The sequence below is a fragment of the Mesorhizobium sp. M7A.F.Ca.US.006.01.1.1 genome, assembly GCF_003997935.1.
In the GTDB taxonomy this organism is placed as follows: domain Bacteria; phylum Pseudomonadota; class Alphaproteobacteria; order Rhizobiales; family Rhizobiaceae; genus Mesorhizobium.
In genome coordinates this window covers 42,099-65,776 of the sequence record NZ_RZQL01000005.1, presented here as the reverse complement: position 1 = coordinate 65,776, position 23,678 = coordinate 42,099, and the positions used below count along the sequence as shown (strand labels likewise).

At 62.8% G+C, this 23,678-nt stretch carries 26 protein-coding genes; 8 read left to right on the top strand and 18 right to left on the bottom strand.

Annotation, left to right across the window (positions count from 1 at the left end; all coding sequences use genetic code 11):
- Positions 1 to 29: 29 nt before the first annotated feature.
- Positions 30 to 464, top strand: coding sequence for an HIT family protein (locus EN943_RS02130; protein ID WP_127411326.1), 435 nt, complete (start codon positions 30 to 32; stop codon positions 462 to 464).
- Positions 465 to 467: 3 nt separating this feature from the next.
- Here the strand turns inward: EN943_RS02130 and EN943_RS02125 are convergent, their stop codons facing one another.
- From EN943_RS02125 to EN943_RS02105, 5 genes are all read right to left on the bottom strand, one after another.
- Positions 468 to 1,370 carry a phosphatase PAP2 family protein gene (locus EN943_RS02125; protein WP_245475565.1) on the bottom strand — a complete coding sequence of 301 codons (903 nt, stop codon included), beginning with the start codon at positions 1,368 to 1,370 and terminating at the stop codon, positions 468 to 470.
- A 162-nt stretch (positions 1,371 to 1,532) separates the two neighbouring features.
- Complete coding sequence (locus EN943_RS02120; protein ID WP_127411324.1) at positions 1,533 to 2,102, bottom strand: chloramphenicol phosphotransferase; 570 nt, start codon at positions 2,100 to 2,102, stop codon at positions 1,533 to 1,535.
- Between the two features lie 59 nt (positions 2,103 to 2,161).
- The gene (clpA, locus tag EN943_RS02115; protein ID WP_127411323.1) at positions 2,162 to 4,630 is read right to left on the bottom strand and encodes an ATP-dependent Clp protease ATP-binding subunit ClpA; all 2,469 of its coding nucleotides are present in this window, start codon (positions 4,628 to 4,630) and stop codon (positions 2,162 to 2,164) included.
- 6 nt (positions 4,631 to 4,636) lie between these two features.
- Positions 4,637 to 4,966, bottom strand: coding sequence for an ATP-dependent Clp protease adapter ClpS (gene clpS, locus EN943_RS02110; protein WP_023812950.1), 330 nt, complete (start codon positions 4,964 to 4,966; stop codon positions 4,637 to 4,639).
- A 296-nt stretch (positions 4,967 to 5,262) separates the two neighbouring features.
- Positions 5,263 to 5,592, bottom strand: a complete 330-nt coding sequence (locus EN943_RS02105) for a phasin family protein (protein ID WP_127411322.1) — start codon at positions 5,590 to 5,592, stop codon at positions 5,263 to 5,265.
- A 285-nt stretch (positions 5,593 to 5,877) separates the two neighbouring features.
- On the opposite strand from EN943_RS02105, the gene EN943_RS02100 reads away from it, so the two are divergent.
- Positions 5,878 to 7,287 (top strand): D-alanyl-D-alanine carboxypeptidase, encoded by a 1,410-nt coding sequence (locus tag EN943_RS02100; RefSeq protein ID WP_127411321.1) that lies wholly within the window; start codon positions 5,878 to 5,880, stop codon positions 7,285 to 7,287.
- A 46-nt stretch (positions 7,288 to 7,333) separates the two neighbouring features.
- Here EN943_RS02100 and EN943_RS02095 read toward each other — a convergent pair whose 3' ends face one another.
- The 4 genes from EN943_RS02095 to EN943_RS02080 form a co-directional block, all read right to left on the bottom strand.
- Positions 7,334 to 8,032, bottom strand: coding sequence for a DnaJ domain-containing protein (locus EN943_RS02095; RefSeq protein WP_127411320.1), 699 nt, complete (start codon positions 8,030 to 8,032; stop codon positions 7,334 to 7,336).
- Complete coding sequence (locus tag EN943_RS02090) at positions 8,032 to 8,763, bottom strand: VWA domain-containing protein (protein ID WP_127411319.1); 732 nt, start codon at positions 8,761 to 8,763, stop codon at positions 8,032 to 8,034. Before EN943_RS02090 ends, EN943_RS02095 begins: the two co-directional genes overlap by 1 nt.
- Positions 8,764 to 8,847: 84 nt before the next feature.
- On the bottom strand, positions 8,848 to 9,285 hold the full coding sequence (locus tag EN943_RS02085) for a DUF1489 family protein (protein ID WP_013531780.1): 438 nt from the start codon (positions 9,283 to 9,285) through the stop codon (positions 8,848 to 8,850).
- A 76-nt stretch (positions 9,286 to 9,361) separates the two neighbouring features.
- Positions 9,362 to 10,765, bottom strand: coding sequence for an L-serine ammonia-lyase (locus EN943_RS02080; RefSeq protein WP_127411318.1), 1,404 nt, complete (start codon positions 10,763 to 10,765; stop codon positions 9,362 to 9,364).
- A gap of 178 nt (positions 10,766 to 10,943) precedes the next feature.
- Between EN943_RS02080 and EN943_RS02075 the strand changes: the two genes are divergently transcribed.
- Positions 10,944 to 11,657 carry a DUF599 domain-containing protein gene (locus EN943_RS02075; RefSeq protein WP_013531782.1) on the top strand — a complete coding sequence of 238 codons (714 nt, stop codon included), beginning with the start codon at positions 10,944 to 10,946 and terminating at the stop codon, positions 11,655 to 11,657.
- On the opposite strand, the gene EN943_RS02070 is transcribed toward EN943_RS02075, so the two are convergent.
- The 6 genes from EN943_RS02070 to EN943_RS02045 form a co-directional block, all read right to left on the bottom strand.
- Positions 11,636 to 12,427 (bottom strand): YdcF family protein, encoded by a 792-nt coding sequence (locus tag EN943_RS02070; RefSeq protein ID WP_127411317.1) that lies wholly within the window; start codon positions 12,425 to 12,427, stop codon positions 11,636 to 11,638. The genes EN943_RS02075 and EN943_RS02070 overlap by 22 nt on opposite strands.
- A gap of 125 nt (positions 12,428 to 12,552) precedes the next feature.
- The gene (locus EN943_RS02065) at positions 12,553 to 14,118 is read right to left on the bottom strand and encodes an amidase family protein (RefSeq protein WP_127411316.1); all 1,566 of its coding nucleotides are present in this window, start codon (positions 14,116 to 14,118) and stop codon (positions 12,553 to 12,555) included.
- Positions 14,118 to 14,573 carry a GNAT family N-acetyltransferase gene (locus EN943_RS02060; RefSeq protein ID WP_127411315.1) on the bottom strand — a complete coding sequence of 152 codons (456 nt, stop codon included), beginning with the start codon at positions 14,571 to 14,573 and terminating at the stop codon, positions 14,118 to 14,120. The genes EN943_RS02065 and EN943_RS02060 overlap by 1 nt, the downstream gene beginning before the upstream one ends.
- A gap of 8 nt (positions 14,574 to 14,581) precedes the next feature.
- Positions 14,582 to 14,869 carry an Asp-tRNA(Asn)/Glu-tRNA(Gln) amidotransferase subunit GatC gene (gatC, locus tag EN943_RS02055; protein ID WP_127411314.1) on the bottom strand — a complete coding sequence of 96 codons (288 nt, stop codon included), beginning with the start codon at positions 14,867 to 14,869 and terminating at the stop codon, positions 14,582 to 14,584.
- A gap of 121 nt (positions 14,870 to 14,990) precedes the next feature.
- Positions 14,991 to 15,407 carry a hypothetical protein gene (locus EN943_RS02050; protein ID WP_127411313.1) on the bottom strand — a complete coding sequence of 139 codons (417 nt, stop codon included), beginning with the start codon at positions 15,405 to 15,407 and terminating at the stop codon, positions 14,991 to 14,993.
- A gap of 25 nt (positions 15,408 to 15,432) precedes the next feature.
- Positions 15,433 to 16,140: a metal-dependent hydrolase gene (locus tag EN943_RS02045; RefSeq protein WP_127411312.1), complete on the bottom strand. Its 708-nt coding sequence runs from the start codon at positions 16,138 to 16,140 to the stop codon at positions 15,433 to 15,435.
- Between the two features lie 122 nt (positions 16,141 to 16,262).
- Between EN943_RS02045 and ruvX the strand changes: the two genes are divergently transcribed.
- Positions 16,263 to 16,769, top strand: a complete 507-nt coding sequence (gene ruvX / locus EN943_RS02040; RefSeq protein WP_127411311.1) for a Holliday junction resolvase RuvX — start codon at positions 16,263 to 16,265, stop codon at positions 16,767 to 16,769.
- On the opposite strand, the gene EN943_RS02035 is transcribed toward ruvX, so the two are convergent.
- The 3 genes from EN943_RS02035 to EN943_RS02025 all read right to left on the bottom strand — a co-directional run bounded on the left by EN943_RS02035 (position 16,687) and on the right by EN943_RS02025 (position 19,407).
- Positions 16,687 to 17,028, bottom strand: coding sequence for a DUF6105 family protein (locus tag EN943_RS02035; protein ID WP_023812962.1), 342 nt, complete (start codon positions 17,026 to 17,028; stop codon positions 16,687 to 16,689). The two genes, ruvX and EN943_RS02035, sit on opposite strands and share 83 nt — an antisense overlap.
- On the bottom strand, positions 17,028 to 17,597 hold the full coding sequence (locus EN943_RS02030) for a hypothetical protein (RefSeq protein WP_127411310.1): 570 nt from the start codon (positions 17,595 to 17,597) through the stop codon (positions 17,028 to 17,030). The genes EN943_RS02035 and EN943_RS02030 overlap by 1 nt, the downstream gene beginning before the upstream one ends.
- Positions 17,598 to 17,778: 181 nt before the next feature.
- Positions 17,779 to 19,407 carry a DNA alkylation response protein gene (locus EN943_RS02025; RefSeq protein WP_127411309.1) on the bottom strand — a complete coding sequence of 543 codons (1,629 nt, stop codon included), beginning with the start codon at positions 19,405 to 19,407 and terminating at the stop codon, positions 17,779 to 17,781.
- A 193-nt stretch (positions 19,408 to 19,600) separates the two neighbouring features.
- Here EN943_RS02025 and EN943_RS02020 point away from each other — a divergent pair, with 193 nt between their 5' ends.
- Genes EN943_RS02020 through dprA form a run of 4 tightly spaced genes read left to right on the top strand, consistent with a single transcriptional unit; the run spans position 19,601 to position 23,645 of the window.
- Positions 19,601 to 20,560 carry an aspartate carbamoyltransferase catalytic subunit gene (locus EN943_RS02020; protein WP_127411308.1) on the top strand — a complete coding sequence of 320 codons (960 nt, stop codon included), beginning with the start codon at positions 19,601 to 19,603 and terminating at the stop codon, positions 20,558 to 20,560.
- On the top strand, positions 20,557 to 21,843 hold the full coding sequence (locus EN943_RS02015; protein ID WP_127411307.1) for a dihydroorotase: 1,287 nt from the start codon (positions 20,557 to 20,559) through the stop codon (positions 21,841 to 21,843). Before EN943_RS02020 ends, EN943_RS02015 begins: the two co-directional genes overlap by 4 nt.
- A gap of 57 nt (positions 21,844 to 21,900) precedes the next feature.
- On the top strand, positions 21,901 to 22,488 hold the full coding sequence (gene plsY / locus EN943_RS02010) for a glycerol-3-phosphate 1-O-acyltransferase PlsY (RefSeq protein ID WP_127411306.1): 588 nt from the start codon (positions 21,901 to 21,903) through the stop codon (positions 22,486 to 22,488).
- 17 nt (positions 22,489 to 22,505) lie between these two features.
- Positions 22,506 to 23,645 carry a DNA-processing protein DprA gene (gene dprA, locus EN943_RS02005; protein ID WP_127411334.1) on the top strand — a complete coding sequence of 380 codons (1,140 nt, stop codon included), beginning with the start codon at positions 22,506 to 22,508 and terminating at the stop codon, positions 23,643 to 23,645.
- Positions 23,646 to 23,678: the final 33 nt, after the last annotated feature.

The window sequence follows — 23,678 nt, the reverse complement described above, 5'->3', positions numbered from 1 at the left end:
CACGAAAGGCACAATCCGGAGCGTTCGCCATGACCGAGGCCGCCTACGATACCGACAACATCTTCGCCAAGATCCTGCGCGGCGAAATTCCTTCGCACCGTGTCTACGAGGATGAAGCGGTCATCGCCTTCATGGATGTGATGCCGCAGGGGCCGGGCCATACGCTGGTGGTGCCGAAAGCGCCGTCGCGCAACCTGCTCGACGCCGATCCGTCAATCTTCGGCCATCTCTTGGGCGTCGTTCAGAAAGTGGCGCTGGCGGTGAAAAAGGCCTTCGGCGCCGATGGCGTCACCGTCATGCAGTTTAATGAGCCGGCCTCGGGGCAGACCGTCTATCATCTGCATGTGCATGTCATTCCGCGCTTCGACGGCATCTCGCTGAAGCCGCACACGGGTGGGATGGAGAAGCCGGAGATTCTGGTCGGGAACGCCGAAAAGATACGGGCAGCGCTTGCCGCACGGTAGTGCTCAGCTCTCGGTCGTTAGCACCTCGCATTTCGGCCTTGAGGATGGCCGACGCTGCTGCGCTTCGAATGCCCACAGACCCACTCGCCAGCTGGTCATTGTAATCACCGCGCCACCGAACACGTCCATCAGATTGTGCCCGCCATGGACAAGAATTGCCGGCAGCAGCGTGGCGTTGACGAGAATCAACACGAGACGCACGAGCGGATACGGCCACATCGCGACAAGCGACATCAAAGCCATGACCGTGTGGAACGAAGGGAATCCTATGAGCCCTGTCACCCGCATGGCTGAAATGTCCTTGGTGCCTTCGACCAGCAGGCGATTCAATTCCGCTCCATAGGCGGAATTGACCACAGGTCCAACGATGCGATCGATTTCAGGGTCCAAGGTCCAATAGGCGGAAGCCCCGCTGGACGGGAACAGCGCCCAGCAAAAAATAGTGGCCAGCGCGGCAGACACCATCGCCAGCATGGCGGCGTGCAGTTGCTTCCGATCGTTGGCCATCCCCAGAAAGAGAAAGACAAACAGGATCTGGACCAGCGTCAAACTATAGATCTGCCTGAGGGTGTGCGAGAGAAACGGGTACTGGGAAATCCATGCACAAGCGTCTGGCCACGAGTAGCCGAACCAGGAGTCGATCCACACCAGGGTGGCGTCGATCGGCTTTGAATGTCGCGGTAAAAGCAGAAGGTTGAAGAGCGAGGCAACGACTGAAAAGAGGATGAACAGCGCCAGGGCATGCGCAGTGAGCGCGATCCGCTCCGCCTTGCGAACCCGGCGATAGAATTGGCCAAGGGCGGTCATGACAATGGCAAAGCCGATGGAAAAAAGATGGCTGTGAAGCGCAACGGTGACGTCCTTGTCCCACGCAAGGAACAAGCAGACGGCGACCAGTGCCAACACAACACCCAGTATTGTCTGTTCCGCAGGCAGTAAGACCATCTCTGAAATATGGCAATCTGGCGTTAATTCAGTGTGAATACGAATCGCAGACGGTCCAAGAGCTCCAAGGGGGCTCCTACCAAGATTCCAAGAGCCCCTGACACGCCGTCAAATTAACATTCTCTAATATAATACGCGAATTGCATCGGCACACTGTATAGGACTTAAAAGCGAGGTATCGACTTCCAGATCGTACACGCCTGGCCGGTGCACCTCTTCCTGCCACAGGCGCACGGGCAACGGCACTGGATCGTCCGCCGAGCCGGTCACATATCCCTTGTCCGCTGCGCTGGCGGCACGCCTTTCCATGATGATTTCGATCGGGCAGCGAACACCGACAAAAAGCACTGGCAGCCCAGCGAGCCGGCGCGCGCAATCGGCCAGAATCTGAAGTGGCTTCGAATAGGCATCGTGATGGCCGACATCCGCCACGACATTCAGCCCCAGCCGGCTGTGGGCGGCGATCGATTCGTAGAGCGCGGCGTACAATCCGGGCACGAGGGCCTCAAGGTCCGGACGCTCGCCACCGGGCCGCAATCCTATCCCAGGCCGATAGCGTGCCGGTGTAGCCTGCTCATAGACGTCGACGCCGAGATTGATCCAGACGCCATCGAAGCGCTCCTGAATAGCCTTGGCGACGCTTGTTTTTCCCGATCGCGGTGCACCGTTCAGAATGATGACCTGCCCGGCCATGTGTTTCCTCGTTCAATGAAAAAGCCCCGTTTCCGGGGCTTTTTCGACTTTCCTCAAGGTCAGTTCTTTCTGGGCAGTTGCGGGACGAGACTGCGCTTGCCGCCGTCCTTGCCCTTGGCTTCGGGCTTCTGCGCCACCAGCTTCTTGGCCGCCGGCTTCTTCGCTACGGCCTTTCTGGGCTTCGGCGTTTCTTCCGGCTCTTCCTTCTTCGGCTTCACCGGCGCCTCGTCGGCCAGTGATTCGAGCTTCAGGCCGGTCTCGCCGGTTTCCTTCTTCTCGACGGTGACGCGCACCGTGCCGCCCTTCCTGAGCTTGCCGAACAGCACCTCGTCGGCCAACGGCTTCTTGATGTGCTCCTGGATCACACGGCCAAGCGGCCGCGCTCCCATGCGCTCATCATAGCCCTTGTCGGCGAGCCAGGCGATCGCATCCGCCGACAGGTCGAAGGTGACGCCACGCTCGGAAAGCTGGGCTTCGAGCTGCATGACGAACTTCTGCACCACCTGATGGATGACCGGCACCGGCAGCGAGCCGAACGGGATGATCGCATCGAGACGGTTGCGGAATTCCGGCGTGAACAGCCGGTTGATCGCCTCGACATCGTCGCCTTCGCGCTTGGTCGAGCCGAAGCCGATCGCCGCGCGCTGCGCATCCGACGCACCAGCATTGGTGGTCATGATCAGGATCACATTGCGGAAGTCGATCTGCTTGCCGTTGTGGTCGGTCAGCTTGCCGTGGTCCATAACCTGCAACAGGATGTTGAACAGGTCCGGGTGCGCCTTCTCGACCTCATCGAGCAACAGCACGCAATGCGGATGCTGGTCGACGCCGTCCGTCAGAAGACCGCCCTGGTCGAAGCCGACATAACCGGGAGGCGCGCCGATCAGCCGCGAGACGGTGTGGCGTTCCATATATTCCGACATGTCGAAGCGGATCAGCTCGACGCCGAGCGACGCGGCCAACTGCTTGGCCACTTCGGTCTTGCCGACGCCGGTCGGGCCGGAGAACAGGTAGGAGCCGATCGGCTTCTCCGGTTCGCGCAGGCCGGCACGTGCCAGCTTGATCGCCGAGGTCAGCGCACTGATTGCCGTGTCCTGGCCATAGACGACGCGCTTCAGCTCGATATCGAGACCTTGCAGCACCTTCTCGTCATCGGCCGAAACCGTCTTCGGCGGGATGCGGGCCATGGTGGCGATCGTCGCCTCGATCTCCTTGATGCCGATGGTCTTCTTGCGCTTGGCTTCCGGAACCAGCATCTGCGAGGCGCCGGTCTCGTCGATCACGTCGATCGCCTTGTCCGGCAGCTTGCGGTCGTTGATGTAACGTGCTGACAGCTCCACCGAGGCCTTGATCGCCTCGTTGGTGAACTTCACCTTGTGGAACTCCTCATAATAGGGCTTGAGGCCCTTCATGATCTCGATCGCGTCCTCGATGGTCGGTTCGTTGACGTCGATCTTCTGGAAACGCCGCACCAAAGCACGGTCCTTTTCGAAGAACTGGCGGAATTCCTTGTAGGTGGTCGAGCCGATGCAGCGGATCGCACCCGACGACAGCGCCGGCTTCAACAGGTTGGACGCGTCCATGGCGCCGCCTGATGTTGCTCCTGCCCCGATGACCGTGTGGATCTCGTCGATGAACAGCACGGCGCCAGGATAGTCCTCGAGCTCCTTGACGACCTGCTTCAGCCGTTCCTCGAAATCGCCGCGATAGCGCGTGCCCGCGAGCAGCGTGCCCATGTCGAGCGCGAAGATGGTGGCGTTGTGCAGCACTTCAGGAACGTCGCCCTCGACGATGCGCTTGGCCAGACCCTCGGCGATCGCCGTCTTGCCGACGCCGGGGTCGCCGACATAGAGCGGGTTGTTCTTGGAGCGGCGGCACAGCACCTGGATGGTGCGGTTGATCTCGGACTCGCGGCCGATCAGCGGGTCGATCTTGCCGGCCTTGGCCTTGTTGTTGAGATTGACGCAATAAGCCGTCAGCGCGTCCTGCTGCTGCTTCTTCTTGCCGCCTTCCTCTTGCGGCTCGGCGCCGTTCTGGCCGCCTTGCTCGTCATCGGCGCCGCGCGGCGAGCGTGTCTCCGACGCGCCCGGACGCTTGGCAATGCCGTGCGAGATGTAGTTGACCGCATCGTAGCGGGTCATCTGCTGTTCCTGCAGGAAATAAGCGGCATGGCTCTCGCGCTCGGCGAAGATGGCGACGAGCACATTGGCGCCCGACACTTCCTCGCGGCCAGACGACTGCACATGGATCACCGCGCGCTGGATGACGCGCTGGAAACCGGCCGTCGGCTTGGAGTCCTCGTCGTAACCGGTGACGAGGTTGTCCAGCTCGGTGTCGATATAGGTGAGAACCGTGTGCTTGAGCTCATCGAGATCGACATTGCAGGCGCGCATGACGGCGGCCGCCTCGGTGTCGTCGATGAGCGCGAGCAGCAGATGTTCTAGGGTTGCATATTCATGGTGCCGCTCATTGGCGAGCGTCAGCGCCTGGTGAAGCGCCTTTTCCAGGCCTTGGGAGAAAGCCGGCATGTTACCTCACTTCTTCTCCATCACGCATTGCAGCGGATGCTGATTCTGTCGGGCGAAATCCATGACCTGGGACACTTTGGTCTCGGCCACCTCGAATGTATAGACCCCGCACTCGCCCACTCCATGATTGTGAACATGAAGCATGATGCGTGTGGCGGCTTCGCGATCCTTCTGGAAAAAACGCTCCAGCACGTGAACCACGAACTCCATCGGAGTGTAGTCGTCGTTGAGGATGAGGACCCGATAAAGGCTGGGCTTCTTGGTCTTGGTTTTGGTGCGCGTGATGACAGCCGTCCCACGGCCGGCCCCATTGCCGTTACCGTCGCCGTCTTGCATCCGCACCACTCGTCTCGTGGCAGTCAAACCTGAAGTCACGTATTCCTGCCTCTTTCGATTCCCCATGCGAGTTCGACATGTAGGTGTTCGATGTACGATTTTAAGCCCTTCTGGTTAGCTGACAATATGGCTAGGTCACCAAACTTGGACGATTTTCGCAATCGTGAAGGGGCGCGAGGCTCTGCAACGGAAATTGACACGAAAAAGCCCGGCCACATTTCCGCGGCCGGGCTTTTTCTCGGGTTCAAAGGCTGAATCTGGGTCACGTCAGGCGAAATTAGTTCGCCCGGGGGAAATTACTTCGCCTTGGCAACGATCGATTCGAATGGCTTGTAAGCTTCCTTGGCGAGTTCGGCATAGAGATCGCCAATCTTGGTGGCCTCGGCGACGAACGCCTCATAGGACTGCTTGGCATAATCCGACTGGATCTCGATCGCCTTTTCCAGCGACTTGGCTGAAAACAGCTTCTCCACAGTGGCGCTGCCGGTTTCAAAACTCTTCTTGGTGTATTCACCAGCCTCGGTGGCAATCGCCTGTGCGCCCTTGGAGAGCGACGCGAAGCTCTTCAATCGGGTGTCGGCGAACTCTTTGCCGTATTTGCTGAAGTCCTCATAGGTCTGGGTCATTTCACGATTCCCTTGACGGTTGAGGCGTCCTTCTTCGGGGCGCCCTTGTGCAATGCAAGATAATATATTGTGCGTCGCACAAAAGTCAAGATTTCACGGGTTTTCGGACCCGCCTGCGCAGCCAATGGCTAAAAATCGAATAAAGAGAGCTTCAAGCCCGAAGAAAATGGTGAACGCGGCGGTTACCATAAACGGATTGGTAACGCTGCGCCGGTAGCTTGACCGGAAGCGAGGCAGGACCCTTTGCCGCCTCCAACGCAACGAAGAAATCCAAGGGAAGTACCAGTGCGTAAGGCGTTGTTGGGCATCGTTTCCAAATCCACCTCCCCTCTCAAAACGATGATGATCATCGCCTTGGCGATGACATTCGTTTTGGGCGACGTTGCCTCGTCGCTGGCGGCCAGGCAGGCGGCCATCGTCGTGGATGCCAAGACCGGCAAGGTGCTTTACTCCGCAGATGCCAATGGCAGGCGCTATCCGGCTTCGCTGACCAAGATGATGACGCTGTACCTGACCTTCGAAGCGATGGCGAAGGGCAAGATCAGCAGGAACTCGCCAGTGGTGTTTTCCGCCAAGGCCTCCGCCGAGGCGCCGACGAAACTTGGCGTGAAGCCCGGCGGTTCGGTCACGGTCGAGACCGCGATCCTGTCGATCGTCACCAAGTCGGCGAATGACTCGGCCACCGCGCTCGGCGAAATGCTCGGCGGCAATGAAACCACTTTCGCCCGCATGATGACCGCCAAGGCGCGTGCGCTGGGCATGAACGGAACCGTGTTCCGCAACGCCAATGGCCTGCCCGATCCCGGCCAGTTCACCACCGCGCGCGACATGGCGACGCTCGGCATCGCGCTGCGCGAGCATTTTCCCCAGTACTACGGCTATTTCTCGCAGCGCTCCTTTCTCTACGGGCGCCAGCGCATCAACGGCCACAACCGCCTGCTTGGACGCATCAAGGGTGTCGACGGTATCAAGACGGGCTACACCCGCGCCTCCGGCTTCAACCTCGTCTCGTCGGTTTCCGACGGCAATCGCCGCATCGTCGGCGTGGTCATGGGCGGAAGCTCCGGCGGCAGCCGCGACAATCAGATGGCCAGCTTGATCAATACCTATCTGCCGAGGGCATCGACTCGCGGCGGTGGCGATCTTGTAGCCAAGGCTGGCGGCAACAACCCGATCACCGCCCTTGCCAAGGTTCTTCTGCCCAAGCACGACGCTCCGACGCCCGATGACAAGCCTGTTATGGCGCAGGACGACGCCACTGTTGCCGAGGACGCCACGGTCGCGGAAGACGATACCGCGCAGGCCGAAGAAGCAGCCCCCGTCGTCAAGACCAGAAAGGTCAAGACCGTCATCGTGTCGGCGCCTCAGGTTGCCGCGGCCCAGGTCGTCGCTGCCTATGCCGAGCCAACGCCAGCGGCCGTCGATCCGGTCAATACGGCGTCGGTGCCGTCGGGCTGGGCCATTCAGGTCGCCTCGTCGCCAAAGCAGTCCGAGGCCCAGGCCTTCCTCGACAAGACCACCAAGCAGGCACCCAAGGTGCTGGCCGACGCGTCCGGCTTCACCGTCGCCTTCGACAAGGATGGCGTCACCTACTACCGCGCCCGCTTCGGCGGCTTCGGTTCGAAGACCGCCGCCTGGAAGGCCTGCACCGCTTTGAAGAAGAAGAACATCGAGTGCTACGCCGTCCAGCAGTAGGACGGCGTGGAAGTCATCTCCCGGAAAAGTTCTGCATCGAAGGAGACTAGTTGTGATTGGAGAGCAAGACGTCCTTGGCTTCGTTAATCCGCGCCGCCAGGAAAGACGTGCCGCCGATATCGGGGTGCAGGCGCTGCATCAGGCGGCGGTGCGCCTTGCGGACATCCGCCGCGGCGGCCCCCGCTTCAAGACCAAGGACCTTGTAGGCCTCCTCCTTAGTCATGGCGCCCGGACCTGGCGCAACACCCAGCCCTTCGCCACCGTTCGTCTCAGTGTTTTTGCGCCAGACGGGAAATCTGCCGTCAAGATACGTCTCTAGCAACTGCCGGCTCTCCGGATCGCCGGTGAGCTCCTGGTAGAGATGCTTCAACTCCGCCAGCTCCATCGCGCCAAGCATCTTCCCTTCGTGGCGACCAGCCAGGACCAGTCCTTCGAGGCGGCCGGTATCGTGATCGAGTTCCATTTCCAATGCCGCTGTGCGCACCGTCGAGCGTTTGCCTGGCGCAAGCCCGGCCGGCTGGCGTTTCATGCGCATGGAACCATACCAGGCAATTGCCGCGGTGAGGATCATGCCGCCGATGCCTTCACGGCCGACCACAAGCACGGCGACGCCGACAACTGCCAGAAGAGCCGGCCCGAGCGTCCGCAGCGTGCCCGCCAGTTTCGCCGGCTCGGCGCGCAGAAAGATCGTCACCGCGCCGAGAAGCAGCAGAAGCAACGCGACAAAAGCGATGATTGCGCCCATTATTTTCCGCCGCCCCGCAGATGCTCGATCATCAGCCGGTCTTCCGGCCTGCCCCTCGCTTCGAGCGCCTTCAATCCGCCGGTCGCAAACACGGCGACAGCCGAAAGCAGTCCTGCCAGGGTCGCGGCAGCCCGCCGATCAAATCGGAACCATGCCCCTTTGGACAGCCGCGCAACCTCCTTGAACGCCTTCTCCGCGCTGGAATCACGGCCTTCCTGAAAGACGAAGACAGGAACGCCATGCAGGCCGAGGCTGCCGGCCTTTTCGGCCAGATCGTCGATATCCTCTTCCATCGCATCGCCGATATAGACCAGCGCATTGACCTTGGCGGTTGCTGTCTGTTTCAACGCATGCGTCAGCACCTTGCCGATCTGGGTGTGACCGCTGCGGCATTCGATCTGCGTCATCAGCTGCTTCAAGGCATTGGTGTCGCTCACGAAAGCGGACGAACGGCACTCGCCGAGACCGCGAAAATAAACCAGTTGCACGCTGAGGGTTCCGGCCTTGCCGACGGCGTCGAACATCTGGCCCTGTAGCGTGCAGGCCAGATCCCAGGTCGGCTGGCGGCTCATCGTCGCGTCGAGGGCAAGGATCAGCCTGCCCGAACCGGTCGCCGACGCGGCAAGTGTCCTCGCCTGACGAATGAAGTCGTCGATCTCGCCGGCGTTGGATTGAGGCTTGATCGGCGCAGGATTGGCCCTCGCGGGCACGAACTGCTTCTTGTCGCTCATGAAAACAAGATGTGGCGTTGTTACATCGCTTGCAAGCCCCACATCGGGTGGCACAAAGGGCCAGACGGTGATGCCACCCTGGGGTCAGAGCAGGCCCAGATCGGCAAGCTCGCGCCTGAGTTTCGGCGGCATCTCGATCAGTCCGGCCTTGCCCTTGCCCAGATCGAGCGGCGCGTCGGCCGGCTTCAGATAGCGCCAGCCCTGAAAGGCCCGGCGCGGCTGCCAGTCGGTTCGAACAACCTCGGGGTCGAGAATCAGGTGACAGCGGCCGATGCCTTCACTGTCGGTGAACGGCCGGATCTCGGTGATCAGTTGGCGGCACTGCACATTGCCTTTGATCACCCAATAGAGCGAGCCGCCATCGGTGACCTCGGCGCCGCGCGTCGGCATCATGCGGGTGGTGTGATACTGCTCGACCGGCTCACCGGCGCGCCGCCGCTCGTCGAGGCGAAAGGCGATCCACTCTTCGAGGTCTTCGACGCTGTCGCAGCCGACACAGAGTTTTATGAGATTGAGAGACATCGCTTAAGGTTAGACCGGCGCGCGGGTGCGTCAACGGCCTGATCGACTTCTCCACAGTGGCAGTTTAGGCCAGCCTTCAGCATTCCACGACATTGACGGCGAGGCCGCCAAGGCTGGTTTCCTTGTACTTCTCATTCATGTCGAGGCCAGTCTGGCGCATGGTCTCGATCGCCGCATCGAGCGGCACGAAATGGATGCCGTCGCCCTTGATGGCCAGTGACGCGGCCGTCACCGCCTTGACCGCGCCCAGCGCATTGCGCTCGATGCACGGCACCTGCACCAGCCCGCCAACCGGATCGCAGGTCATGCCGAGATGATGTTCGAGCGCGATCTCGGCGGCATTCTCGACCTGCTCGGGCGTGCCGCCCATGACGGCGCACAGGCCGGCCGCCGCCATCGCCGATGCCGACCCGACCTCGCCCTGACAGCCGACCTCGGCGCCGGAGATCGAAGCATTGGTCTTGATGATGCCGCCGACGGCAGCGGCCGTCAGCAGGAAATCACGAATGCTCGGCTGGTCCGCCTCGGGATGGAAATGCAGCCAGTAGCGCAGCACCGCCGGCAGCGTGCCGGCCGCCCCGTTGGTCGGCGCTGTGACGACCCGGCCACCGGCGGCGTTTTCCTCGTTCACCGCCATGGCGTAGATCGACAGCCAGTCATTGGCGAGCAACGGATTGGGCTTGTTCTGCTGCCACTGCTCCTGCAGCTTGTCGTGCAGCATGCGCGCACGGCGGCGCACCTTCAGCCCGCCCGGCATGATGCCGTCCTGCGACAGGCCACGGTCGATGCAGCTTTTCATGGCGCTCCAGATGTCGTCGAGGCCCGCGTCGAGCGCCTCGCGCGTCATCTGCGTCTCCTCGTTGACGCGCTTCATGTCGGCGATGGAAAGGCCGCTTTTGCCGGCCATGGCCAGCATCTCGACCGCAGTCTTGAACGGATAAGGCACTTTCTTGCCTTCGGTTGTCACCGAACCCTTGGCTTTCATCCGCTGCAGTTCTTCTTCCGAAACCACGAAGCCGCCGCCGATCGAATAATAGATGCGCTTGAGCAGCAGGCGGCCGCCGGAATCATAGGCGTAGAACGCCATGCCGTTGGCGTGGCCGGTGAGCGGCGTCTTGCGGTCCAACACCAGATCGGTGGCCGGATCGAAGCGATACGAGGGATGGCCGGGCGGCGAAATGCGCTTTTCGGCGGCGATGCGGCTGGCAATGCCATCGGCCTGGTCGGGATCGACCGTCTGCGGCGTCAGGCCGGCAAGGCCGAGCATGACGGCGCGATCACTGCCGTGGCCGATGCCGGTGTAGGCGAGTGACCCGTGCAGGCTGGCGCCAAGCCGGTCGACCTTCACACCCGCCGGGCGGGGCCAGTCGTTTCCCGCGACCTCGTCGAGAAACCGCGCCGCGGCGGTCATCGGCCCCATCGTGTGCGAACTCGAGGGGCCTATGCCGATCTTGAACAGGTCGAAAACCGAAAGGAACACGCGGCGTTGTCTCCTGGAGTCGGGTCGAGGACTACATATAGGAATTCCCACGATGTTTCCGCTCTTTTGGAAATCGCGGCGCTGCACCCGCCGACCTTGTTTGCTCCGGCAGCGACATTGGTGCGATCGCTGTATGCGGACATCGAAGCGATCGCGCTGAATGTGATAAATTCAGGCCATGGGCGATTCCCTCGATCTTTCGACAGCCGATCTCGCGGCGCTGGCCTTCTTCCTCGTCGCGTGGCTGCTGCACACGTTTGCCTCCGATGGCAAGCTGGTCAGCCGCGTGTCGCTGACGACGGCGATGAATGCACAGCGGCAAGCCTGGATGCGGACCATGGCCGAGCGCGAGATCCGCATCGTCGACACCGCCATCATGAGCGGCCTGCAGCAAGGCACCGCCTTCTTCGCCTCCAGCTCGTTGATTGCAATCGGCGGCTGTTTTGCCCTGCTCGGCGCGTCCGACCGGGTTCTTGAAGTGCTCAGCGACCTGCCCCTGGGTGGCGCCCCGTCGCGCGCGGCCTTCCAGATAAAGGTGTTCGGGCTGGTGCTGATCCTGGCGTTTTCGTTCTTCAAATTCGGCTGGGCGTACCGGCTGTTCAACTATTGCACGATCCTGATCGGCGCCGTGCCGATCCCGCATGGCGAAGCCTCGCGCAATCCGGTCACCGAAACGGCGGTGTGGCGTGCGGCGCAAATGAACATGCTGGCCGGAAAGCACTTCAACTCCGGCCTGCGCGGCGTGTTCTTCTCGATCGGTTATCTCGGCTGGTTCGTCGACCCGATGGTGTTCGTGTTGTCGACGCTGTTGCTGCTGGCCGTTCTGGTGCGGCGCCAGTTCTTCTCGGCCGCCAGGCAGGCGGTGATCGGTCAGCCGCCCGGAAAAGGCTGATCGATCCGGCCTGACAGCCAGTAGGCAAAAAGCCCGATCCATTCGCGGATGGCCATGGTGGTGGCTTGCAGCGAATCGGCTGGATTGTCGCGGAACAGGCCGATGCCTTCTTTGCCCGAGGTGCGATAGTCGGCCGGCCAGGGAACGGTTGCAAAGCCGGCCTTGTCGAACAGCGCCTTGGCGCGCGGCATATGGAAGGCCGAGGTCACCAGCAGCCAGGTCTCGCCGGGCTTCGGCGTTACCAACTCCTTGGTGAAGACCGCGTTCTCATAGGTGTTGCGGGACTTGTTCTCCAGGATCAGACGATCGGCGGGCACCCCAAGCGCGGTGAGCAGGCGCGGCGCGGTTGCGGCATCACCCTCGCCATCAAGAAACAACGCGCCGGTGCCGCCGGACACGACCACCTTGGCGGTGGGAAAGCGCCGGGCGAGAATCGCGGTCTCGACCATCCGATCGCCGCTGCTGTTCAGCTCATAGCCGGCGCGCGCCAGATTGATGGCGCCCTCGAAGCCGCCGCCGAGCACGACGATGCCGTCGACCTTTTCCGGCAGCGGCGGGCGCGCGAAGCGCTCTTCCAGCGGATTGAGCATCATGGCGCCGAGCGACGTCCACGCTGACAGCGCAAGGACCAGAAATGCCAGCACGCTGCCGGTGGCCGCCAGCCGCCGGCGCCCGATCATGGCCGCGAGCAGTCCCGCCAGCAGCAGGAAGATCGCCAGGTTGAGCGGCTGGATGAAGAACCAGAAGATCTTGGAAAGGTAGAAGAACATCGCTCACCCCATTGCAGCGCCGCGGGGGCGTGGGCGCTCAAAGGACGCTAACACTTTGATTTTGCGCAGGATCCTTCCGAAAATCGATTCCGACTTTCAGGGCATGCGCTAGACGAGCGACGTCCCTACCACCACTTCTCCGGCTGGAACGTGCCTGCGGCCTGCTCGATGACGGCAGCGGTCTGAAACAGGGTTTCCTCATCGAACGGCCGGCCGATCAGTTGCAGGCCGAGCGGCAGGCCCTTGGCGTCGAGCCCGGCAGGTACGGCGATGCCCGGCAGGCCGGCCATGTTCACGGTGACCGTGAAGATGTCGTTGAGGTACATCTTGACCGGGTCGGCAGCCATGTCCTCGTCGGCGACGCCGAAGGCGGCGGACGGCGTTGCCGGGGTCAGGATGACATCGACACCGGCGGCGAAGACAGTCTCGAAATCCCGCTTGATCAGATTGCGCACCTTCTGCGCCTGCAGATAGTAGGCGTCGTAGTAGCCGGCCGACAGCACATAGGTGCCGATCATGATACGGCGTTTGACCTCGCGGCCGAAACCGGCGGCACGGGTCTTCTCATACATGTCGACGATATCCTTGCCCGGCACGCGCAAGCCGTAGCGGACGCCATCATAGCGGGCGAGGTTGGACGAAGCCTCGGCCGGCGCCACGATGTAATAGGCGGGCAGAGCGTATTTCGTATGCGGCAGGGAAATGTCGACGATCTCGGCGCCGGCGTCCTTCAGCCAGGCAATGCCCTTCTGCCACAGCGCTTCGATCTCTTCGGGCATGCCGTCAACGCGGTACTCCCGGGGAATGCCCACCTTCATGCCCTTGATGGGCTTGCCGATCACCGCCTCATAATCCGGCACCGGCCGGTCGACCGACGTCGTGTCCTTCGGATCGACTGATGCCATCGACTTCAACAGGATCGCGGCATCGCGTACGTCGCGCGCGATCGGTCCGGCCTGGTCGAGCGACGAGGCGAAGGCGACGATGCCCCAACGCGAGCAGCGGCCATAGGTCGGCTTGATGCCCACCGTACCGGTGAAGGCGGCCGGCTGGCGGATCGAACCGCCAGTGTCCGTCGCGGTCGCGCCGGCACACAGGAAGGCGGAGACTGCGGTTGCCGAACCGCCTGAAGAACCGCCCGGCACCAGCTGCGCATTGTCCAGGCTGCGCGCGGTCCTGGTGCCACCGGCCGAGACGAAGCCGCCGTCGCCCTGATGCGTCGTCGGCATCACCACCGTGTCGAGGCGCGAACGCCGCCACGGATTGATGACCGGGCCATAGTAGGACGTCTCGTTGGAAGAGCCCATGGCGAACTCGTCCATGTTGAGCTTACCCAGCATGACGGCGCCGTCGGCCCACAAATTTGACGTAACGGTCGATTCGTAGCGCGGCTTGAACCCGTCGAGAACATGACTGCAGGCCTGCGTATGGACGCCTTCGGTGCCGAACAGGTCCTTGATCCCGAGCGGGATGCCTTCCAGCGCACCGCTCTCGCCCTTGGCCAGCCTTGCGTCGGACGCCTTGGCCATGTCGCGCGCCTTGTCTCCGGTCACCGCGACATAGGCATTGAGCGCAGGATTGGCGCGATCGATGGCCGAGAGATAGGCCTCGGTGATCTCGGTCGCGGTGATTTCCTTGCCGCGCAGCTTGGCGCGGGCCTGTGAAATCGTCAGTTGGGTCAGGTCGCTCATCAAAAGCTCTTTTCGTAAAACACCGACCACTCGGAATCGGGATAATCCAGCACCGGGCCGCAGCGCGAAAACCCGGCGCGTTCGTAGACTGTCCACGCCGCGGGATGACGATCGCCCGTCTCCAGCACCAGGCGCTTCAGCCCCTCATTGCGCGCCAGCGCCTCGACTCGCTCGACGATTTTCGCGCCGATCTTCTGCCCGCGATGCGAAGGCCTGATATACATGCGCTTGACCTCGCCGATGGCGCAGTCATGGCGTTTCAGCGCGCCGCAGCCGATGGCCAGGCCGCTGTCGCGGGCGATGAAGACGGTCGTATCCACACCGGCCATCTGCTCGACCGTCAAATGGTAGCAATGCTCCGGCGGCGTCAGTTCGAGCAAGGTCTCGTTGAGTTCCTCGACCAGACCGCGCACATCGTCCTGCAGTGGCGTTTCAATGGCGATGTCGATTGCCATCGGCCGGTTTACTCCACGACCTTCGGCACGAGGAAGAAATTCTCTTCGGTCGCCGGCGCGTTGGCGACGATGTCGTCTGCCTTGCCGCCGTCGGTGACGACATCGCTGCGCTTCTTCATCTCCATCGGCGTCACCGAGGTCATTGGTTCGACGCCGGAAACATCGACCTCGTTCAGCTGTTCGACGAAGCCAAGGATGGCGTTCAGCTCGCCGGTCATGCGTTCGGCATCTTCTTCGCTCACCGCGATGCGGGCGAGATGCGCGACGCGCTTCACTGTCTGAAGATCTACGGACATGTTTCTGCCTCGGGGAAAACCAGTTCGGGCTATAGCGGCGCCGCGCGCGCTGCGCAACATGCATCGTGCGGCAGACCAGGCTGTGGTGGCGGCCCGTCCGTCGTCGGTCCACAGAATGCGTCTATGGCAGGGCAACGCCCTCGCACAGATAGTAGCTGCCGCTGTTGCCGCTTGCTTCGCTCTCGTCGCCAGCCGGCCGGACCGAAACGAGATCGACTTGTTTGGCGTTCATTTGCGTCACCGAGAGGACGTCCGGGAAGACATAGCCCGGTTCCTGGCAGATGGCCGTCACCGCCCAGCTCGGCGAAGCGGTCGCCTTGCTGATCTGCAGGAACTCGCAATTGTATTCGACGCTCTGCAGGCCGTGCGCCGAAAGCACGATGTTGCCGGCGTCGATCAGTGCTTGCAGCGTGTCCTTTTTGGCCTGCGTGCAAAGCTCTTCGGACTGAAGGTAGACACCTTCGATGAAATCATCCGCGGCGAGCGCGGGCGACGCCGCGACAAACATCGAAACGCAAAGAGATCGCCCCAACACCATGGATTTGTTTCCACTTTAGCTGCGTCTAGATCGTAATCGTCTCACCGATTTTCGGCAACGCCACCCTTACACCGGATCCTTCCAGGCCGGCCTCGAACTTGTCGGCGGTCGGGTCGATCATCGGAAACGTGCCGAAGTGACAGGGAACCACGGTGTCGAATTTGAAGAAGCGCCGACAGGCAAGTGCCGCCACCGCACCGCCCATGGTGAAGCGGTCGCCGATCGGCACGATGCCGATCTTCGGTTCGTGCAACTCGTTGATCAGCGCCATGTCGGAAAAGATGTCGGTGTCGCCCATGTGGTAGAGCGTCTTGTCTTCCGGGAAATGCAGGACGAGGCCGCCGGGGTTGCCGAGATAGGTGTTCTGGCCGCCCTCGCCCGGGAACGAGGATGAGTGCAGCGCCTGGACGAAAGTGGTGGTGAAGCTGCCGCAATCGACGGTGCCGCCGATGTTGCCGGGATTGATCTTCTTGTCGCTGACGCCCTTGCCGACGAGATACATGCAGATCTCGAAATTGGCGACCAGTTGGGCGCCACTTTTGCCGAGCACTTCCACCGCGCCGCTGATGTGGTCGCTGTGGCCATGCGTCAGCAGAACATGCGTGATCCCCTCGGCCGGGCCCTCCCAGCCACCCGTCCAGGACGGATTGCCGATCAGGTAGGGATCGATGAGGATCTTGGCATCAGCAGTTTCGATACGAAAGGCCGAGTGGCCGTACCAGGTCAGTTTCATGAATGCATTCCTCGATTTTTGGCTTGCCAAAGGATAGAACGCCGATGGCCCCGAGATCAAAGGGTTACTTGTCCGCCACGCGTTTGACAAAACACCTGGTGGTGAAAGGCGAAGGACGGCCGGTGGGCATTATCACGATCGAAGAATTGCCGGCGCGGCTGACCGGCGGCAAGACGCTGGCGGGGCTTGACCTCGGCGACAAGACGATCGGCGTCGCGGTCTCGGACCAGAGGTTTTCCTTCGCCCATCCGCGCCCGGTCATCATGCGAAGGAAATTCTCGCTCGATGCGGCGGTGCTGCTCGCCTTGTTGCAGAAGGAGAACGCCGGCGCGGTGGTGATTGGGCTGCCGATCAACATGGACGGCTCGGAAGGTCCGCGTGCGCAGAAATCGCGCGCCTTCGTCCGTAACATGGCACAGATGAGCGACCTGCCCTTCGTGCTCTGGGATGAAAGGCTATCGACGGTCGCAGCCGAAAGGACGCTGATCGAGATGGATTTCTCGCGCCGCAAGCGCGCCGGCAAGATCGATTCGGCGGCAGCCGCGTTTATTCTGCAGGGAGTTTTGGACCGGCTTCAGTCGCTCCACGCATCCGCTCGAAGGGAACCGGACCCGCCCAGCGCTGTCTGACCCAGCCGGCGATTTCGCGGCGACGGCGGAAGGCCCAAAGCGCCATCAGCAGCAACCCGTCGAAGACGCACGTCTTCGCCACCATGCCGGGGATGATCGCCGGATCGATGCCGAGCATCTGACCATAGAGCTGGAAGAAGAAGTCGTGCATCTGTCGGCTGAGCATCGTGTAGCCGAAATTGATGTCATTGGCCGACAGATAGAACCAGCCCCAGAAAATCGCCATCGGCGCCGCCCAGAATCCGAAGATGTAGCGCATCAGCGGCCTCCCCTGGGATGGGAGCCGGTCTTGGACACCGTTCGGCCTGATATGAGTGAAAGCAGTGAATTGTGGGCCGCGGCTTTTGCCATGCCGTGCGCGATGGCATGGATCTCGCCTTCGCCCGGAGCCGCTGCCGCAACCACGGACCGCCGTTCGGCAAGCATGGCGACATAGGACGCCAGAAGTGCTGCCAGTTGCACGGCGACAGCCATGAACAGCCCGTTGATGCCTTGCGCAGCACCTCCGATGACAATCAGCGACAACACGCCGGAGGCGCAGATGAAGGCGATGCGGGCAACGCTGTCGGCGCCCGCGCTGGTCGCGCCGTTGACCAGGGCTTCGACAAAGGCCCAGAAAAACAGAACCGCGACGAAAAGCAATGCGGTGGCTAGCGGCGCCACGACAACGAAATTGTCGAGGTTGACGAAGCGGGTACCCTCGATTGTGGCACCCAGCACGCCGAGCGCCGCCGCCACACCACGGTTTCCGTCGATGCAGACGAGCGCAAGCAGGGCGAAAACAATTGCCCAGTGCAAGGCCAGAAAAGAGGTCAGTACCTGTCGCATCGGTGTTCCTGCTTCGCAAAGCAGAGACGGCCACTCCGAACCATGCCTGCTTGCGCCGGAACAGTGGGCCTTGCCGCTCACCATCGCAACGGAAACCATTTGTTAAGGTTAACAGCAATTAGCAATACGCGTGAGGATACCCACCAACGCCTCAAAACTGTGGATTTGCGATGGTCGCGGGTCAGTTTACCGGCGGATAGAGCGTGTCGATGATCATGCGTGCATCGTGGCGCGAATCGAGCATGCCATAGGTGTTGCGCCATTGGCCGGCCAAACGCGTCTCGACGAAAGCGTCGGCGATCCGCCCTGCCCCCAGACGGCGCAATTCCGCCGCCGCAGCCGACAGTGCCAGCTGCTCGGTCAGCAGCCGGGCCGAACCTTCGTCGGTTGAAGCGACCTGCATCGCCGCCTTCAGCACGCCGATCGTGCCGCGTCCGCCGGCGCCGAGATCACGGTCGATGCCGGCCAGCACATCCTCGAACAGGCCGGGCGCACGGCCAAGAACGCGCAGCACGTCGAGCGCCATGACATTGCCCGAGCCTTCCCAGATCGCGTTGACCGGCGCCTCGCGATAGTAGCGGGCGAGTGGCGCCTCCTCGACATAGCCATTGCCGCCGAGGCACTCCATCGCCTCATAGAGCAGCGGCGGTGCGATCTTGCAGACCCAGTATTTGACGACCGGCGTCATGGCGCGGGCAAACGCCGCCTCGCCGCGGTCGCTCGCCGCCTCGTCGAAGGACCGCGCCAGCCGGAACGACAGCGCGGTGGCGGCGGCGACATCGAGCGCCATGTCGGCCAGCACGCGCTGCATCAACGGCTGCTCGATCAACGTCGAGCCGAACACCTGACGATGGCGCGCGTGATGAACGGCCTCGGCGAGGCCCGCGCGCATGATCGCCGACGATGCGATGGCACAATCGAGCCGGGTCAGGGTGACCATGTCCATGATCGTCTTCACGCCGGCACCCGGTTCGCCGACCATCTCGCCGATGGCATTGACGAATTCGACTTCGGAGGATGCGTTGGAACGGTTGCCGAGCTTGTCCTTCAGTCGCTGGAAGCGGAAGCCGTTGCCCGAGCCGTCACCGAGGACGCGCGGCACGAGGAAGCACGACAGCCCCTCCGGCGCCTGCGCCAGCACCAGGAACGCATCCGACATCGGCGCCGACATGAACCATTTGTGTCCGGTCAGGCGATAAAACCCGCTGCCGGCGCGTTCCGCCCTCGTCACATTGGCACGCACATCGGTGCCGCCCTGTTTCTCGGTCATGCCCATGCCGAGCGTCAGCCCGGTCTTCTCGACCGGCGGCTTCTGGCTCTGGTCATATTTGCGCGTCGTCACGCGCGGCGCCCATTCGCGAAACAGTTTTGGGCTGGCCATCAAGGCCGCCAGCGACGCGTTGGTCATGGTGATGGGGCACAGATGCCCGGTCTCCAGCTCCGCCGTCAGATAAAACCGGGCGGCACGGACCTGATGGCGGCGGCCGATCTCGGTGTCGCCGTTCTCCCACACCGAGGAATGCAGCCCGTTGGCCACCGAGCGTCGCATCAAGGCGTGATAGGCGGGATGGAACTCGACCACGTCGATGCGCCGTCCCTGGCGATCATGCGTCCTGAGCTTCGGCGTCTCGACATTGGCGAGGCGCGCCAGTTCCTGCGCCTCCTGTGTCAGCACGAAACGGCCGAGACCGTCGAGATCCTTGCGCACCGGATCGGAAAAACGCTCCGCGAGCTGGATCAGCAACGGATCGCCCCGCCAGGCGTTGCCGCCTGTCAGCGGCGGCGGCTGGTTCGTCACGTCGTCGGTCACGCCCAATCCTTCTATCGTCAGAAAGCCACGAATCCGAGGCTGTCGGCTAGATATAGCCAAGCCATGCAGCGCGCGCGATGAAAATACCGGCCGACACAATCGGCCATCTACACGAAAAAATTGAGGAGAACGGCTCCAATGCAAAGCTGACGCTTGCAGCCGCAAAGTCTCCACCCTATAGCAGCGCCTTGAGATGACCGACGCTTCGTCCCCCTATCCTCATCGCCATCTTCTGGGCATCCGCGACCTTTCCCCCGCCGACATCGAGCTGTTGCTCGACAGGGCGGACCGGGCGGTCGCGATCTCGCGGCAGTCCGAGAAGAAAACCTCGACGTTGCGCGGCCGCACACAGATCAACCTCTTCTATGAAGCCTCGACGCGCACACAGTCGTCGTTCGAACTGGCCGGAAAGCGACTCGGCGCCGATGTCATGAACATGTCGGTGGCAAGCTCTTCGGTGAAGAAGGGCGAAACGCTCATCGACACGGCGATGACGCTGAATGCGATGCGGCCCGACATATTGATCATCCGCCACCAATCGGCCGGTGCGGCCGCCCTTCTGGCGCAGAAGGTCGGCTGCTCGGTAGTCAACGCCGGCGACGGTGCGCATGAGCACCCGACACAGGCGCTGCTCGACGCGCTGACCATCCGTCGCGCCAAAGGTCCGCTGTCGAAGCTCATCGTCGCCATCTGTGGCGACATCCTGCATTCGCGCGTGGCGCGTTCCAACATCATGCTGCTCAACGCGCTCGGCGCGCAGGTGCGCGTCGTCGCACCGTCGACGCTGCTGCCCACCGGCATCGAGAAGATGGGCGTCATCGTCACCCGTTCGATGGCCGAGGGCCTCAAGGGCGCCGATGTGGTGATGATGCTGCGCCTGCAGCGCGAGCGCATGGAAGGCGCCTTCGTGCCTTCGGTGCGCGAATATTTCCGCTATTTCGGCCTCGATGCGGAGAAACTGAAGGCGGCCAAGGACGACGCGCTGGTGATGCATCCCGGGCCGATGAACCGCGGCGTCGAGATCGCCTCGGAAATCGCCGATGGCCCGCAAAGCGTCATCCAGGAACAGGTCGAGATGGGCGTTGCCGTGCGTATGGCGGTCATGGAAGCGCTGCTTGACCCGCGCCGTAATCAAGAGGGCCGCGGCGCATGAGCATAGCGGTCTTTGAGCGCGCCCGCATCGTCGACCCGTCGCGCGGCATCGACGAAGTCGGCGCCGTCATCGTCGATGGCCGCAAGATCGTTGCCGCCGGCAAGGCGGCGCTTAACCAGGGCGCGCCCGAGGGCGCAACCGTCATCGACTGCGCCGGCAAGGCGATCATTCCAGGCCTGATCGACGGCCGCGTCTTCATCGGCGAGCCGGGCGGCGAGCATCGCGAAACCATCGCGTCGGCAAGTGTCGCGGCGGCGGCCGGCGGTGTCACCTCCATCGTCATGATGCCCGACACCGACCCGGTGATCGACAATGTCGCGCTGGTCGAGTTCGTGCTGCGCACCGCCAAGGACACGGCAAGCGTCAACGTCTTTCCGGCTGCGGCGATCACCAAGGGCCTCGACGGGCGCGAGATGACCGAGTTCGGCCTGCTGCGCGAAGCCGGCGCCGTCGCCTTCACCGATGGCCGCCACACCATATCGAGCGCGCTTGTGATGCGCCGCGCGCTGACCTATGCGCGCGACTTCGGCGCCACCATCGTGCATGAGACGCAGGATGCGGACCTCGGTTCGTCCGGCGTGATGAATGAAGGCCTTTACGCCAGCTGGCTCGGCCTTTCCGGCATTCCGCGCGAAGCCGAATCCATCCCGCTGGAACGCGATCTGGCTTTGGCGCGGCTGACGCGCGGTTCGTACCACGCAGCAAAGATCTCGACGGCGATGGCGGCAAACGCCGTGACGCGTGCGAAAGCCGATGGCGCGGCCGTCACATCAGGCGTTGCGATCCACAATCTGTCGCTCAATGAAAATGACGTCGGCGAATACCGCACCTTCTTCCGTCTGACACCGCCATTGCGTGCCGAGGAAGACCGGCTGGCGATGATCGAGGCGGTCAGGGACGGCACGATCGACATCATCGTCTCCTCGCACGATCCGCAGGACGTCGACACCAAGCGCCTGCCCTTCGCCGATGCGGCGGCTGGCGCCATCGGGTTGGAGACGCTGCTGGGCGCCGCATTGCGGCTCTACCACAATGGCGATGTGCCGTTGCTGAGGCTGATCGAGACCTTGTCCACCGCTCCGGCAAGATTGTTCGGACTGCCCGGCGGCACGCTGAAGCCGGGTGCTGTCGCCGATCTTGCGCTTGTCGATCTCGACGAACCCTGGATCGTCAGTGAGAGCGGCATTCGTTCGCGTTCGAAAAACACCTGTTTCGAAGGTGCGCGGCTGCAAGGCAAGGTCTTGCAAACGCTGGTTGCGGGCCGCACAGTGTTCTCCGTCTGAGCCGGCCACCGCGCATCGCGCCTGACCCGGTCAGCCAGGGGGGAATGCGGGGAAACAATGACTTACAGCCTCATCCCAGCGCTCGTGTTTGGCTATCTCCTGGGCTCGATTCCTTTCGGGCTCCTGCTCACCCGCGCCGCCGGCCTTGGCGATGTGCGCAAGATCGGCTCCGGCAATATCGGCGCCACCAATGTTCTGCGCACCGGCAACAAGGGCCTTGCCGCCGCGACGCTGCTGCTCGATGCGCTGAAGGGCACGGCCGCCGTGCTGATAGCAGGCCATTTCGCGCCTAACCTGGCGATCTGGGCCGGTCTCGGTGCCTTTCTCGGTCATCTCTTCCCGGTCTGGCTCGGTTTCGAGGGCGGCAAGGGCGTCGCCACCTATCTCGGTGTGCTGATCGGCCTTGCCTGGCAGGTGGCCCTGATCTTCGCCGTCGTCTGGCTGGTGATGGCTTTCCTGTTCCGTTATTCCTCGCTGGCAGCGCTTACAGCGGCGGTCATCGTGCCGATCGCCCTCTATGTCCTGGGCACGCCGCAGAATGCGGCCTTGTTCGTGGTGATGAGCATCATCGTTTTCATCAAGCACCGGGAAAACATTTCGCGCCTGCTTGCCGGCACCGAAGGCAAGATCGGAGCCAAGGGTTGAGCGAGCCTGCCGCCGTGGTGAGTGGGCCGACCGCCGGGCCGCGTCTCAGCGACCGGCAGCGGCTGAGCTGGCTGCGGCTGATCCGCACCCAGAATGTCGGCCCCGCATCCTTTCGCGACCTCATCAACCGTTTCGGTTCGGCCGAGGCGGCGCTGGAGGTATTGCCGGAACTGATGATTTCGGGCGGCGCCATCAGGATCGCTCGCATCCCTTCCGTTGCCGAAGCCGAGGCCGAACTGGAACTAGCCGGAAAGGCCGGCGCCCGCTTTGTCGGGATCGGTGAAGCAGACTACCCATCCCTATTGCGCAACATGGACCATCCGCCGCCGCTGCTGGCGGTCAAGGGCAATGCCGCCGTCTTTCGGCTGCCGGGTGTCGCCATCGTCGGGGCACGCAACGCGTCGCTGGCCGGCATCAAGATGGCGCGCATGCTTGCAGCCCACCTCGGCCGCGACGGCTACGCAATCGTCTCCGGCCTGGCGCGCGGCATCGACACCGCGGCGCATCAGGGCAGTCTTGCGACCGGCACGATCGGGGTGCTGGCGGGCGGCCTCGACCTGCCCTACCCGCCTGAAAATGCCGGCCTGTGCGAGGAAATCGCCGAGCGCGGCGCCATTATCTCGGAAATGCCGTTCGGCTGGCAGCCGCGCGCCCAGGATTTCCCGCGCCGCAACCGCCTTGTCGCGGGTGCGGTCCTTGGGCTGGTGGTGGTCGAGGCAGCGCAACGCTCGGGCTCCCTGATCAGCGCCAGGCTTGCCGGCGAAATGGGCCGACTGGTCTTCGCCGTACCGGGCTCGCCGCTCGATCCACGCGCCGCCGGTACCAACGGCCTGCTCAAAGATGGCGCCACCCTGGTCACCGAGGCATCGGATATTTCCAGGGCAATCGCCCCGCTGACCGGCATGCGAGCGCCCGACGTGCCGCCGTTCGAAGAGCCGCCCGACTTCTTGGCCACGCCACCGCCCGGCGAAAACGACCGCGCCCGCGTCATGGAGGCACTCGGCCCGACGCCAGTGTCGGTCGACGAGATCATCCGCCACACCGGCCTGCATCCGGCCCAGGTCTTCATGGTGCTGCTGGAACTCGACCTCGCCGGCCGCCTCGAGCGCCATGCCGGAGGCAATGTTTCGCTGGTGTTCGGGGAGCCTTCCGTCTGACGCTGTTCGCATTTCGCGCCGCCGAACTGCTTC